The 13663-nt window shown below is 38.7% G+C and carries 17 protein-coding genes and 5 tRNA genes; 14 read left to right on the top strand and 8 right to left on the bottom strand.

The window, feature by feature from the left end:
- Positions 1-75: 75 nt before the first annotated feature.
- The 6 genes from accB to B4B65_RS06585 all read right to left on the bottom strand — a co-directional run bounded on the left by accB (position 76) and on the right by B4B65_RS06585 (position 4186).
- Complete coding sequence (gene accB, locus B4B65_RS06560; RefSeq protein ID WP_201680480.1) at positions 76-555, bottom strand: acetyl-CoA carboxylase biotin carboxyl carrier protein; 480 nt, start codon at positions 553-555, stop codon at positions 76-78.
- 76 nt (positions 556-631) lie between these two features.
- Positions 632-1621: a beta-ketoacyl-ACP synthase III gene (locus tag B4B65_RS06565; protein WP_002992758.1), complete on the bottom strand. Its 990-nt coding sequence runs from the start codon at positions 1619-1621 to the stop codon at positions 632-634.
- 6 nt (positions 1622-1627) lie between these two features.
- A complete protein-coding gene (gene plsX / locus B4B65_RS06570; protein WP_293914468.1) occupies positions 1628-2566 on the bottom strand; it encodes a phosphate acyltransferase PlsX in 939 nt (312 codons plus the stop codon).
- Between the two features lie 104 nt (positions 2567-2670).
- Entirely contained in the window at positions 2671-2862 is a 192-nt protein-coding gene (gene rpmF, locus B4B65_RS06575) for a 50S ribosomal protein L32 (RefSeq protein WP_002992760.1), read from the bottom strand.
- 14 nt (positions 2863-2876) lie between these two features.
- Entirely contained in the window at positions 2877-3413 is a 537-nt protein-coding gene (locus B4B65_RS06580; protein WP_115170459.1) for a YceD family protein, read from the bottom strand.
- Between the two features lie 122 nt (positions 3414-3535).
- On the bottom strand, positions 3536-4186 hold the full coding sequence (locus tag B4B65_RS06585) for an epoxyqueuosine reductase QueH (protein ID WP_201680476.1): 651 nt from the start codon (positions 4184-4186) through the stop codon (positions 3536-3538).
- A gap of 152 nt (positions 4187-4338) precedes the next feature.
- Between B4B65_RS06585 and B4B65_RS06590 the strand changes: the two genes are divergently transcribed.
- Positions 4339-5496, top strand: coding sequence for a hypothetical protein (locus B4B65_RS06590; protein WP_293914472.1), 1158 nt, complete (start codon positions 4339-4341; stop codon positions 5494-5496).
- Between the two features lie 8 nt (positions 5497-5504).
- Here the strand turns inward: B4B65_RS06590 and B4B65_RS06595 are convergent, their stop codons facing one another.
- On the bottom strand, positions 5505-6356 hold the full coding sequence (locus B4B65_RS06595) for a transglutaminase-like domain-containing protein (protein WP_201680474.1): 852 nt from the start codon (positions 6354-6356) through the stop codon (positions 5505-5507).
- Between the two features lie 166 nt (positions 6357-6522).
- Between B4B65_RS06595 and B4B65_RS06600 the strand changes: the two genes are divergently transcribed.
- On the top strand, positions 6523-7044 hold the full coding sequence (locus tag B4B65_RS06600) for an SAM-dependent methyltransferase (RefSeq protein ID WP_293914474.1): 522 nt from the start codon (positions 6523-6525) through the stop codon (positions 7042-7044).
- Here B4B65_RS06600 and B4B65_RS06605 read toward each other — a convergent pair whose 3' ends face one another.
- On the bottom strand, positions 7045-8208 hold the full coding sequence (locus B4B65_RS06605) for a BamA/TamA family outer membrane protein (RefSeq protein ID WP_293914476.1): 1164 nt from the start codon (positions 8206-8208) through the stop codon (positions 7045-7047).
- A gap of 317 nt (positions 8209-8525) precedes the next feature.
- Here B4B65_RS06605 and B4B65_RS06610 point away from each other — a divergent pair.
- From B4B65_RS06610 to rplL, 12 genes are all read left to right on the top strand, one after another.
- Positions 8526-8598 (top strand) — tRNA-Thr (locus B4B65_RS06610).
- Between the two features lie 31 nt (positions 8599-8629).
- A tRNA-Tyr gene (locus tag B4B65_RS06615) sits at positions 8630-8710 on the top strand.
- 59 nt (positions 8711-8769) lie between these two features.
- A tRNA-Gly gene (locus B4B65_RS06620) sits at positions 8770-8842 on the top strand.
- Between the two features lie 90 nt (positions 8843-8932).
- A tRNA-Thr gene (locus B4B65_RS06625) sits at positions 8933-9004 on the top strand.
- Positions 9005-9065: 61 nt separating this feature from the next.
- Positions 9066-10250 (top strand): elongation factor Tu, encoded by a 1185-nt coding sequence (tuf, locus tag B4B65_RS06630; protein WP_002992774.1) that lies wholly within the window; start codon positions 9066-9068, stop codon positions 10248-10250.
- 159 nt (positions 10251-10409) lie between these two features.
- Positions 10410-10480 (top strand) — tRNA-Trp (locus tag B4B65_RS06635).
- Between the two features lie 22 nt (positions 10481-10502).
- Positions 10503-10697 (top strand): preprotein translocase subunit SecE, encoded by a 195-nt coding sequence (secE, locus tag B4B65_RS06640; protein WP_002992776.1) that lies wholly within the window; start codon positions 10503-10505, stop codon positions 10695-10697.
- 19 nt (positions 10698-10716) lie between these two features.
- Positions 10717-11262, top strand: a complete 546-nt coding sequence (gene nusG / locus B4B65_RS06645; RefSeq protein ID WP_002992777.1) for a transcription termination/antitermination protein NusG — start codon at positions 10717-10719, stop codon at positions 11260-11262.
- A gap of 191 nt (positions 11263-11453) precedes the next feature.
- Positions 11454-11897, top strand: coding sequence for a 50S ribosomal protein L11 (rplK, locus tag B4B65_RS06650; RefSeq protein WP_002992779.1), 444 nt, complete (start codon positions 11454-11456; stop codon positions 11895-11897).
- A gap of 23 nt (positions 11898-11920) precedes the next feature.
- Positions 11921-12619: a 50S ribosomal protein L1 gene (gene rplA / locus B4B65_RS06655; RefSeq protein WP_037459808.1), complete on the top strand. Its 699-nt coding sequence runs from the start codon at positions 11921-11923 to the stop codon at positions 12617-12619.
- 2 nt (positions 12620-12621) lie between these two features.
- Positions 12622-13140, top strand: a complete 519-nt coding sequence (gene rplJ / locus B4B65_RS06660; protein ID WP_201680471.1) for a 50S ribosomal protein L10 — start codon at positions 12622-12624, stop codon at positions 13138-13140.
- 79 nt (positions 13141-13219) lie between these two features.
- Positions 13220-13597, top strand: a complete 378-nt coding sequence (rplL, locus tag B4B65_RS06665) for a 50S ribosomal protein L7/L12 (protein WP_003011668.1) — start codon at positions 13220-13222, stop codon at positions 13595-13597.
- Positions 13598-13663 lie beyond the last annotated feature (66 nt).

Consider the following 13663-nt stretch of genomic DNA (forward strand, 5'->3'; position numbering starts at 1 on the left):
GAGTCTTAATTGATGTTTCTGTTAGGCGATTTCTCGCTGAATATGCTAATACTTCCTTATAAGAGAAGTATATTTTTAGCTAGGATCTACCAGGAATAATGGTTGATCGTATTCAACAGGTTTAGCGTCATCAATTAAGATTTTGACGATTTTACCTGAAACTTCAGATTCAATTTCGTTGAAAAGTTTCATTGCTTCTACGATGCAAAGAACTTTTCCAGGAGTGATCTCATCACCGACATTCGCAAAGTTTGGTTTACCAGGACCTGCAGCACGGTAGAATGTTCCGATCATCGGAGATTTTACAGTGATGTAGTTTGCATTATTGTCAGCAGCAGCGGCTGCAACAGGAGCAGCAGGAGCAGTTGCAACAGGAGCAGCTGGTAAAGCTTGTGCGACAGGAGCTGCAACTGGTACAGTAGCTGTAACGATTGTAGGTTCCTGATTAGTCTTTATTGTGATTTTAAAATCTTTTTCTTCGATTGCAACTTCATTTACACCAGATTTTGCAACGAATTTGATCAGATCTTGTATTTGTTTAATATCCATACTCATATTAGCAGGTTTTAGATGTTTAAATGTTTAATGTTTCAAAAAAATTAGCCTGTAAAGGTAATAAATAAATAGGGTATTAATATGCCCACTTTAAATAAATAGAGCCCCATGTAAATCCTCCGCCAAATGCGGCAAGGATCAGGTTATCTCCTTTTTTCAATTGATTCTCCCATTCCCAAAGACACATTGGAATAGTCGCGCTGGTCGTATTTCCGTATTTCTGGATATTAACCATTACTTTTTCTTCCGGCAGACCTACACGCTCAGCTGTCGCATCGATGATACGTTTATTAGCCTGATGAGGCACCAGCCAGTTGATATCAGCAGATGTCAGATTATTCTTGTCCATGATCTCCGCTGCAACGTCAGCCATATTGGTTACCGCAAATTTGAATACCGTACGGCCTTCCTGATAAGCATAGTGCATTTCGGCATCTACAGTCTCATGCGTTGCAGGATTTAAGGATCCTCCACCTTTAATATTAAGGTATTGTCCGCCTGATCCGTCCGTTTTGAGGATGGCATCCTGAATACCCATTCCTTCTTCGTTTGGTTCTAATAATACAGCACCGCATCCATCACCAAAGAGGATACAAGTGTTGCGATCTTTGTAGTTGACTACTGAAGACATTTTATCCGCACCGACAACCAATACTTTTTTGTGGGTACCTGATATAATAAATTGTGAGGCAGTGTTCAGCCCGAATAAGAATCCCGAACAAGCGGCCTGCAAATCAAATCCCCAGGCATTTTTTGCACCGATTTTATCCGCAAGAATATTCGCCGTTGCCGGAAATAACATGTCAGGAGTACTCGTACAAAACACAATCAGATCTATTTCTTCTGCAGTAATTCCTCTTTTTTTCAAAAGACCCAATACTGCAGGTACAGCCAGATCTGAAGTAGCTTTACCTTCCCCTTTCAGGATGCGTCTTTCTTTGATACCCGTACGAGAGACAATCCACTCGTCATTGGTGTCAACCATTGTTTCAAGCTCCTTATTTGTAAGCACATAGTCAGGAACATAGCCATTAACAGCTGTAATAGCTGCATGAATTTTTGACATAATACGTTAATTGAAAACAGATCTGATCTTATCGATAAAATTCGACTCGATCATAGCTCTTGATTGTAAAACCATGTTTTTGATAGCTTCCGGAGGAGAAATACCATGCCCTATAATAACAGGAGCATTCACTCCTAGGATAGGGGTACCTCCGTACTGTTCGTAATTGAACCTATCAAAGAATTCATCATTTATTTTCTTTTTCTTGGTCACCACATAAAAGGACTCCGCCATTTTCAGAATAACATTACCTGTAAATCCGTCGCATACCATTACATCAGCGAGATCCGTGAAAAGATCTCTTCCTTCAATGTTACCGATAAAATTTAATTGGTGATTGTTTTTGAGCAGGGGGTAGGTTGTGGTTGTAAGGATATTTCCTTTTTCTTCTTCTTCGCCAATATTGACTAATCCGACTTTAGGAGACTGTATACCTAATACATGTTCAATATAAAGACTTCCCAGTATAGCAAATTGATTTAGCATTTCGGGTTTGCAATCTGCATTAGCGCCTACGTCTAACAACAGGCCGCTACCACCTTTAAGTTTGGGAACGTTGGTGGCGATAGCCGGACGTAAAATTCCCGGTACTGCCTTCACGCTGAAAAGAGCACCGACCAACATAGCTCCGGTATTACCTGCTGAAGCAAAAGAGTCTATCTCTCCGTTTTTCAAAAGGTCAAAACCTCTTACTATACTGGAATCCGGTTTTTTGGCAATTGCTTTGGTCGGGTGTTCACCCATTCCAATATTATCAGGAGCATGTACAAAATCAAAATCCTCAATACGAGCTCCTAATTCCTGGATACGCTGCTTAGCAGCATGTTCGTCACCGATAAGAACAATACGTTGTTCTGCTGGCAACACTTTTTGAGCTTCAATAGCTCCTAAAATTGTGGATTCCGGAGCAAAATCCCCTCCTAAAATATCTAAACCAATCTTCATTCGTTATTATTTTTCGATTCAATAATACGCAAAAACATCCCAAAGTAAAGCATAAAAGATAAATTTTACACTTATTTTGGGATGTTTAATGTCTTGAAAGATTGTTAGACAACAGCTGTATTTTCGATGATTAATTTACCGTTGTAGTATAAATTTCCATCTACTGTGTAAGCACGGTGAGGTAAATGAACCGCGCCAGTTTCTTGACAAACTGTTAAGCTAGGTTTTTCTGCTTTATAATGTGTTCTTCTTTTGTCTCTTCTTGATTTAGAAGTTTTACGCTTTGGATGTGCCATCTCGTATTTCCGTTTTAGTTATTTTTTATATTTCTTAATGCCGACCATCTGGGGTCAATGTGTTCTTCTGCACTGTTCTCTTCTTCGTCCTCGATTTGATTGACTTTCGCCAACATCTCCGGATCGCATGATTGATTTAAGCCCTGTTCGCTGCACTTGGTGTAATAAGGTACCGCTACATTGATATACTCATAGAGTAAATGTGCAATGTCAAATTCATAATCATTTTTGGATAAAACGATTACTTCTTCGGTGTCTTCTTCCCAGTTTTCATCAGTAAATTTGACAAGGACCCGTTCTTTTACATCGATTGGACAGTCAAATTCAGACAAACATATATCGCAAGTCAGTTTGATCGTTCCGGTAATAGTAAAGTGGACAATCAACATGTTCTCTTGCTTCTGCAAGTCTACCTGAGCTTTTAAGTTTCCATCTTTGACAATGGAATGCTCAAAACAATCAAAGAACTTCTTTTCAATGTCAAAATCAAAACTGTGTTTCCCTGCATTCAGCCCGGAAAAGGGTATCCTATATTGTTTTAGATATTTCACAATCCTGCATTTGAGCCTGCAAAGGTAATTATAAATCTTATAGAAAGGAAATTTTTTTCAATTTATTTGAGAGCCTCAAGAGCCCGGAAAAACCTTCCTGAATTACGCCAGCAGGTGAGTTATTATTCGTAGTAATTTTTTCCTAATTCTATACGGTCACGACCGCTTTTTAATCTCCAGTGATTTGTGTCGCGAAGAGAATATGCACAACCGCAATACTCCTGCATATAGAATTTTTCCTTTTTGGAGACTTCCAGCATTCTTGCCGATCCGCCTTTCTTTCTCCAGTTGAAGGTCCAGTATTCCATACCTTCATGACGGGATGCTGCACGAAGTCCACAGTCATTGATCTGCTCCATGTTTTTCCATCTGGAAATACCTAATGAACTGGAGATGACATCAAAACCATTTTTTGCAGCATACTCTGCTGTTTTTTCAAATCGCATATCAAAACACATCGTACATCTTATCCCACGCTCAGGCTCCTGTTCCATTCCTTTTGCAAGTTCAAACCAATGATCAACGTCATAGTCTGCATCAATGAAGGGAATATTGTGCTTTTCTGCGAAACGTATGTTTTCATCTTTACGCAAGTCATATTCCTTGCGTGGATGGATGTTTGGATTATAAAAATAGATAGTAAAATCAATATCCGAAGCAATCAATGCTTCCATTACTTCCCCGGAACAAGGGGCACAGCACGAATGAAGCAATAGTTTTTTGCCTTCGTTCGGGAGTTCTAATTTTTCACGCTTGAATTCTTTACCGTCCATACCAGTCCTGATTAAATGCGTTGCAATTTTAACGAAATTGCACAATATTTGCAACAATTGACTGTTAATGTAGCAGGAAGGCTGCATAATACGTCCTCTTTTCAGATAACTATTTTATACATTTGTAACAGCATTTAAGTTAGCATTGTAAAATGAAGAAATTCTCCAAAGCCCTGATTTTATCTTTAATGGTTGTAAGTGTGGTCGCCGGCGTCATATCCTGTGAACGTTCCGATGATGAACCGCCTGTTACCAAAGGCAAAATAGGTCGTCTATATATATCTTTTTCAAATTACCGTGATGGAGCTACTCCTTTCCCTACTATAGGGATCATTGATAATGCAGATTCTGTATTAGCAAACGGAGGGGATATGTCTACTATCTTCCAATTACGCAATATATCCATTACCTCAGGAGTTAAAGGTGGAGCAACTCTTTATTTTGATCCTTTTGTACAGCGTATTTATCAGTCCCCTAAAAATGAGAATGGGTTAAGTGATACGGTCTTAAGACATATGAGTTATAATCTCAATGGGATTCCGGCCAGTACCAATAGCATTCAAAACAGTGTAATGGGAAGTGTCAGAGGTATGGCTATTAATATTCCGGAGAATAATAATGAGCCCAGATTCCTGTATGTTACCAAAACAAGCCGGACAGGTGTTAACAGGGATGTACAACCTGTAGGAATCTATAAATTCAATAGTGCTATTGCAAACGGATATGTCAGATATGGGCAGAAAATTACCTTAGCCGGATTGGGTGGAGAGAGAGCACCATGGGGATTGGCTATAAACGGAAAAACGTTGTATGCTTCTATATCGGGGCCTAATGGTGGTGTCATGGTATTACCTAATGTTGTTAATAATTTAGATACGTTGCTGGCTGATTATTCCAATACACAAATGCATACAATTGCCGGAGCTTCAAAAGTAAGAGGAATCTCTTATCATCTGCTCAAGGATATACTGGTGTTGACTGATTATACAGGAGAAGGATCTTCGGCTGTAGGAAAAATATATATCATTGAAAACTTCTCTAAACTTCCGGCAGGTGAAATTACTCCGACCCGAACTATTCAGGGGGCAAGTACAGGTCTTATTGAGCCAGTGGATGTTTCTATTGATAAACGTGCAAACGGCACATTTATGTTTGTGGTGGATAAATCTTCAAGGTATATATCCAGATTCAAAATTACAGACAATGGTAATGTTGCGCCGGATGCCCGACTGATAGTAGATAAGACTCCCGAAACAAATATCACTGTGCAAATGATTCCTGAAGGGATATACTTTGACGGAAGAGATTAATCTGCTGATTAATCTTTTTCCATCAGATCCAGTAATATTTCGATTTCCTCTTTTTTCTCCATATTATCTATCTGGGTATAGGAGGAGATCAAATTTCTCAGCACTCTTTTTATAATGGCAACGTTATCGCAAGGCAATACGTATTCCGGAGACGGAGATAGGTTGAGCTGTTTTAAAAAGGAAAGGATATCTTCCATTTTCATCACCTGCCCCTTGTTGAATACATTGATGTAGAATAATGGTTTCGAATCCATGTCATCCTCATTCATATACGCCAGAACAAAGTGTTTGGGGAGATTGACTCCGTAAATAGGGATGTCGAGACGTTGCGCAATGACACAATAGATACAGGCCAGTGTAATTGGATTGCCCTTTTTGCTTTCCAGCACTTTATTTAAATACGAGTTTTGCGGATCATGATAGTTAGCTGTATTACCCGATAAGCCAAAATCCTGAAACAATACATGATTAATGAGTTTGACCTTTTCATAAGGACTCATATCGTATATCAGTTCATACCAGACTTCTCTTCTTAATTCAGCCAGCTGAAACATGATCTGGTCTACATTCATTGCCGGATACTGGTATCTGTTGATAATAAGTAAGCCATTAAGCAAATCAAATGAATTACTCATCTTCCATACCTGCAGCTCATTTTTGATCTGATCAAACTGGATTTTGTGAATAATATTCTCAATCCGGGTCTGCATCAATACATCAAAAGAACTTTCCCAGGAAGATTCAAGGGAAGGGATGACTTCAGGACCACATGTAATCAGTTTTTGTTCGATCTCCTCAAAAATAGTAGTGTCAGGATCATCCAGTAATGAGATTAAAGCCTTTAATTCATTATCGCTCATATTCAAATTTAATTAAAATTTCTTTTATTTAAAAGGGGTAAAAGTCAACATATTAAAGAAATTACAACCTTTTGATCCGAATAATAAGGAATGATTATGAGGAGCGAAAGTGTTTCCTTTTACAGATATAACACTACACAAATCAACTTTTTATTATGTTTGTGGCATGATTTCCTTAAGATACAGACGTTCCAGATTTATACACGCTCTTACCTCAAATACCCGTCACGGTACACATTCTCCTTTTGTATACAGACTCACAGATGAAGCTATTTATCAGCGGTTGGCAACGGGAAATGAAGTCAGTCTGTCAGGTTGGAATAGGAAGAAAAAGGCTGTATTAGGACGTGTACTTCATCATCTACACATAGTTGCTGTCCATTCGTTAGCAGACAACGAAGGTCATGAGGATAAAGATAATATGGAAGCTTCGGAGGATTTTTTCAAAAATGCCATTTTAATCAGTAAGGATGAACTTCCGGAGCCCGAATTATTTAACCGCATCGGAAGACATACTATATATATATGGGATGAACCTTATCTCAGCAGAGAGAGGCAGAGGGCCTGGGAACAGGTTCAGCAGATAGAAAGGGTAACCTTGACCATAGATTTGTTTTATTTTGGCCTGATCATATTCCGAAAAGGTCAGCGTAAACAGAATTTTAAACTGAGGTTTCCCAGGTTCTGATTAAAAGGCCTCACTTATAGAGAGGTAAAATCCGGATTGTCTTTTTTCTCCCGGTCTTTTTTCTCCGAAAGAATAATCAAAACGAACGGTACTACTGTGTTCCAGACTAAAGAAATAACGGATACCCGCTCCGTAACTGGGCACAAGACGGACATCATGTTCTTTAGAAAATGTGCTGCCGGTGCCGCCAAAACCCGTTATACCAAAGCGAGGGTGGAAGCGATACCGTAATTCAGCTTGTCCGGCAATATAATTACGGTCTTTATATCTGCCCAGATAGTACCCACGCATTATATTATCTCCACCCAACTCCCTGTATTGATAAAAAGGTATGCGTTCTCCGAAAGTAGATCTGTAGATTCCCTGCATGGCTACAGAAAGCGTTTTTGAAACAGGGTAGAAGCCTCTGAGATCTATATCAAACAGATTACCTCTGAAATTTTCTTTACCCCAGAAGTCAGGTGCGTAGGCATAACGAAGTCTGGCGTAATATCCTTGGGTGGTAAATGTAGTTACATTTCGGGTATCAAAGAGCTGGGATATTCCAAAGGCAAGGAATTGACCTCCGGTTTTGCCTATGAGATCCTGCTGATCATATATCCCACCGGTCTCCTGATCTTCGTATTTAAAATGCTCATAATTGATGTTGATGCCCGCATAATAAGAAGATGTAATCTTTTTTTCTACATCGATGCGTGCCCGGAACAGCTTCTGACCTATTTTATCTTCATCAGATTCCCAAGTGTCGTTACCCAATCCGTAAAAATTGAAAGGCCAGTCGCGGTATCGGAATTCAGAAAGAATATGGTAATCGTTATTTTTTGTCCAGATGTCACTGTTGAGTTTTATATTTTTTTGACTTTTTGTAGTCATTGTTCCCATTAAGATCAGACTTGAGGTGCGGTTTGTGAGATCAGATTTGTCTACATAAAAATTATAAGTGCCCGCAATTCCGTATTCGAAACCCGACTCTTGTGCATATCCGGCCGCCGGTAAAACCATAAAACTTGCCGATCTGGTCGAATCTTTTTCACTGGAAAGGAATTTATTTTTAAATTTTTGAACAAGATTCTGCTCCTGAGCATGAGAATTTGGAAGAAAAATTAAAAGAAAAACAGCCATGCTAATACTGCCAAGCACGGATTTGGAGATCAATTTTTGCATTTTCAAATATAGGATATTGGCCGGATTTAATAAATTGAAATCTTGGGTTGAAAATTATTCCCTTGCATATCAGATACATGGTTGTTATGGGGAAGTTTTTTTGCAAAAATATTTTTGTAATGTCATCGGAGTATCTATCTTTGCAACTCAAACAAACAGGGTCTATAGGTGTCCCGGAAGCGTTTGAAATGTTCTTTAAGTCGTTTGATAATAATTTTTAAATAAAACTTGCAGAAGTCAAAAATTAATCTGATTTTTGCACTCGCTGATCGAAACAGCATCGTTCTTAGAGAGTTTAAAAATATTAAAATATAGAAGCCTCCTTAGCTCAGCTGGTAGAGCAACTGACTTGTAATCAGTAGGTCATTGGTTCGATTCCGATAGGAGGCTCAAGAATTGCAATCTTAAATTGCAGGTATCTGGAGGGGTTCCAGAGCGGTCAAATGGGACGGACTGTAAATCCGTTGCTTCGGCTTCGAAGGTTCGAATCCTTCTCCCTCCACACCAAATCAGTTTACAAATCCGAGCTTGTTTATGCAAGCTTGGTATTTGTAAGCAAAAGCGGAAGTAGCTCAGTTGGTAGAGCGATAGCCTTCCAAGCTATAGGTCGCGAGTTCGAACCTCGTCTTCCGCTCTCTTTTTATTATACGATTTAAGTCTCTGTCTCATTTGATATAATAATATCTTGCAGGTGGAGGCGTTTATCTATAAATGGCTTTTGAAAGCCGAAGTAGCTCAGGGGTAGAGCACTTCCTTGGTAAGGAAGAGGTCGTGGGTTCAAATCCCATCTTTGGCTCGTAATAACAACTTTTTTAGAAGAAAAAAAATAAAATTTTAATTTACTAATTCGCATAAACATGGCAAAAGAGAAATTTGACCGCAGTAAACCACACTTAAACATTGGTACAATCGGTCACGTTGACCACGGTAAAACTACTACAACTGCAGCTATCACTAAAGTATTAGCGGATGCAGGTTTATCAGAAGCTCGTTCATTTGATTCAATTGACTCTGCTCCTGAAGAAAAAGAACGTGGTATCACAATTAATACAGCACACGTAGAATACCAAACAGCTAATCGTCACTATGCGCACGTTGACTGTCCAGGTCACGCCGATTATGTAAAAAACATGGTAACAGGTGCTGCTCAGATGGATGGAGCTATCATCGTAGTTGCGGCTACAGATGGTCCAATGCCTCAGACTCGTGAGCACATTCTATTGGCTCGTCAGGTAGGTGTTCCTGCACTAGTAGTTTTCTTGAACAAAGTTGACTTAGTAGATGACAGCGAATTATTAGACTTAGTTGAAATGGAAGTTCGTGAATTATTATCATTCTACGAATACCCAGGAGATGATATTCCAGTAATCAAAGGTTCTGCTTTAGGTGCATTGAACGGTGAGCAACAATGGGTTGATTCAATCATGGAATTGATGGATGCTGTAGATAACTACATTCCAATCCCTCCACGTTTGACTGAACTTCCTTTCTTGATGCCAGTAGAGGACGTATTCTCGATCACAGGTCGTGGTACAGTAGCTACAGGTCGTATCGAAAGAGGTGTAATCAACTCTGGAGATCCAGTTGAGATCTTAGGTATGGGTGCTGAGAACTTGAAATCTACAGTAACAGGTGTTGAGATGTTCCGTAAAATCTTGGATTACGGTGAGGCTGGTGATAACGTAGGTTTATTGTTACGTGGTATTGAGAAAACTGATATCCGTCGTGGTATGGTTATCTGTAAACCAGGTTCAGTAACTCCTCACGATAACTTCAAAGCTGAGGTTTACGTATTATCAAAAGCAGAAGGTGGACGTCACACTCCATTCTTTAACAAATACCGCCCTCAATTCTATTTCCGTACAACAGACGTTACAGGTGAAATCACTTTAGCTGAAGGTACTGAGATGGTTATGCCAGGTGACAACGTAACAATCACTGTTAAGTTGATCAGTCCTATCGCAATGGAAAAAGGTCTACGTTTTGCAATCCGTGAAGGTGGTAGAACAGTAGGTGCTGGTCAGGTAACTGAAATCATTTAATCTGAAATAGATTAGAAATATAGAATAAGCTAATCAGCTGAGGCTGATTAGCTTATTTTTTCTAATGCAAAAGTGCATTAAGAAATAGTAAAAAAAAGTGAAAAATATTTGTTGCAGAGGTGTGAAAACGCTATATTTGCAACGTCAAAAACAAAACCCACGGGCATAGTTCAATGGTAGAATAGAGGTCTCCAAAACCTTTGATCAGGGTTCGAATCCTTGTGCCCGTGCAAACTATAGATAAACTATAAAATGGCGAAAGTACTAGATTTTTTTAAAGACTCTTATGAAGAGATCACACAGAAGGTGACTTGGCCTACATGGGCTCAGTTGCAAAGTTCAGCTGTGATTGTACTTATTGCTTCTCTTATCATCGCTCTTCTAGTTTTTGTGATGGATAAAGCGTCGAGCAACGTATTAGAGTTGTTGTACGGTATTACTTCATAATTTTTTCAGTATTTAATTTATGGCAGATCAAAGTTTAAAATGGTACGTGGTTCGTGCTGTAAGTGGAAAGGAAAAGAAAGTAAAGCAATATATTGATGCTGAGATTAGTCGCTTAGGAATCCAACACCTGGTTGCTCAGGTACTTATTCCAATGGAAAAGTATTACCAGATGCGTGATGGCAAGAAAGTGGCAAAAGAACGTAACTACTACCCTGGATATGTGTTGATAGAAGCATCTCTTGATGCAGAAACAGAGCACGTAATCAAAAATATCAACAGCGTAATCGGTTTCTTAGGAGATAAGGCCGGAAACGCTATTCCGTTGCGTCCAAGCGAGGTGAACCGCATCTTAGGTAAAGTAGATGAGATGGCTGAGCAAGGAGAGACAATCAACGTACCTTATTATGTTGGTGAAACGGTGAAAGTAAACGATGGTCCGTTTAACGGATTTACCGGAGAAATCGAAGAAGTTCACGAAGACAAGAAAAAGCTGATTGTAATGGTTAAAGTCTTCGGAAGAAAAACCCCATTAGAACTTAACTACATGCAAGTAGAAAAAGAATAAACAAAAGAAAAGAGGAGAATTAAAGTTTCCTCTTTTCTTTTGTTATTTATTTTTTGTATTTCACAAAAATATAGTATATCTTTGCACCTCATTTGATGCTTGATTTTGATCGGGTATCAATGAATAAATAAATGTTACGTTATATGCTTCCAACTTACTAACAAACATTTAATAATTAAATTCAGAACAAAATGGCAAAAGAAGTCAGTGCGTTAGTAAAATTACAAGTTAAGGGCGGAGCTGCAAATCCATCGCCACCGGTAGGACCTGCATTAGGTGCTAAAGGTGTTAACATTATGGATTTCTGTAAGCAATTTAACGCTCGTACGCAAGACAAACCAGGCAAAGTATTACCTGTTGTCATTACAGTTTACAGCGACAAGTCTTTTGATTTTATCATCAAAACTCCTCCGGTAGCAATCCAGTTAAAGGAAGCTACAGGGTTGAAAAGCGGATCTGGAGAGCCTAACCGTAAGAAAGTAGCTTCTGTTACTTGGGATCAGGTGAAAACAATCGCTGAGGATAAATTGGTAGATTTAAACGCATTTACTGTAGAAGCAGCTATGCGTATGGTAGCTGGGACAGCACGTAGTATGGGTATTACCGTGTCCGGTAATGCACCCTGGAACAATTAATTAACGAAATCAGTTTAAGAAAAGTGGCTAGATTAACAAAAAATCAAAAAGCGGCACTATCCAAAATTGAAGCTGGTAAAGCATACTCTTTGAAAGAAGCTTCGGCTTTAGTAAAAGAGATATCATTAACCAAATTTGACGCTTCTGTGGATATCGACGTTCGTTTAGGCGTAGATCCTCGTAAGGCAAATCAAATGGTTCGTGGTATTGCAACTTTACCTCACGGAACTGGTAAAACTGTTCGCGTTTTAGTTTTATGTACTCCTGATAAGGAAGAAGAAGCTAAAGCAGCAGGTGCAGATTTCGTAGGTTTAGATGACTATATCAGTAAAATCGAAGGCGGTTGGACTGACGTTGATATCATTATTACCATGCCTAGTGTTATGGCTAAAGTAGGTAAATTGGGCCGTATTTTAGGACCAAGAAACTTAATGCCTAACCCTAAAACTGGTACAGTAACTACAGAAGTAGGTAAAGCTGTAACAGATGTTAAAGGTGGTAAAATCGATTTCAAAGTTGACAAAACAGGTATCATCCACACTTCGATTGGTAAAGCGTCGTTCGATGCAGATAAGATTTATGATAACGCATTAGAGGTATTACAAACTATCTCTCGTTTGAAACCATCTGCAGCTAAAGGAACATACTTTAAGAGCATTCACATTTCATCAACTATGAGTCCTGGTATTCATGTTGAGACTAAATCAGTAGCGGGAATTTAATCATGAGAAAAGAAGAAAAACAAGAAATTGTTCTAGCTTTGGCCGAGCAGATTAAATCATACGGTAATTTTTATATTGCTGACACTGCTGATTTAAGCGTTGAAAAGGTGAATGGCATTCGTCGCAAATGTTTTGAAAGCGGTATTGAAATTAAAGTAGTGAAAAACTCTTTAATTAAAAAAGCATTAATCGAAGCAGGTGTTGATTCGGAAGAGATCTTTGGTACACTGAAAGGTGCATCTACTTTAATGTTCTCGGAAGTTGGTAACGCTCCTGCTAAATTAATCAAGCAGTTACGCAAAGAAGGTGATAAACCTCTTTTGAAAGCAGCTTATATCGATTCAGCAGCATTTGTTGGAGACGGTCAATTGAATACATTAGTGAATCTTAAGTCTAAAAATGAACTTATCGCTGATGTTATCGCATTGCTTGAATCTCCTGCTAAGAATGTTATTTCAGCTCTTCAGTCAGGCGGAAATACAATTTCGGGCTTAGTAAAAGCTTTAGAAGAAAGAGGCTAACGAATCCTCTCTAACAGAAACATTCGTTATTATTTAATTAACAAAAATTTTTAAAAGTAAATTCAAAAATCAAAATAAAATGGCAGATTTAAAACAACTTGCTGAACAGTTAGTGAACTTAACAGTAAAAGAAGTTAAAGAATTAGCTGATATCTTAAAAGATGAGTATGGTATCGAGCCTGCTGCTGCTGCTGTTGCAGTTGCTGCTGCTCCTGCTGAAGGTGGCGCAGCTGCTGCTGAAGAGAAAACTTCATTTGACGTTATCTTGAAAGAAGCTGGTGGTCAGAAATTAGCAGTAGTTAAATTGGTTAAAGATTTAGCTGGTCTAGGCTTGAAAGAAGCTAAAGATTTAGTTGACGGAGCACCTAAAGAATTAAAAACTGGTGTTTCTAAAGACGAAGCTGAAGCTTTGAAAAAACAATTAGAAGAAGCTGGAGCTGTTGTTGAGATCAAGTAATCTCACATATTAAGCACCTTAAAGGTTTAGACTCTGACGGTATATCCATCAGAGTCTATTCCTATT

Source organism: Sphingobacterium sp. UBA5789, assembly GCF_002418355.1.
In the GTDB taxonomy this organism is placed as follows: domain Bacteria; phylum Bacteroidota; class Bacteroidia; order Sphingobacteriales; family Sphingobacteriaceae; genus Sphingobacterium.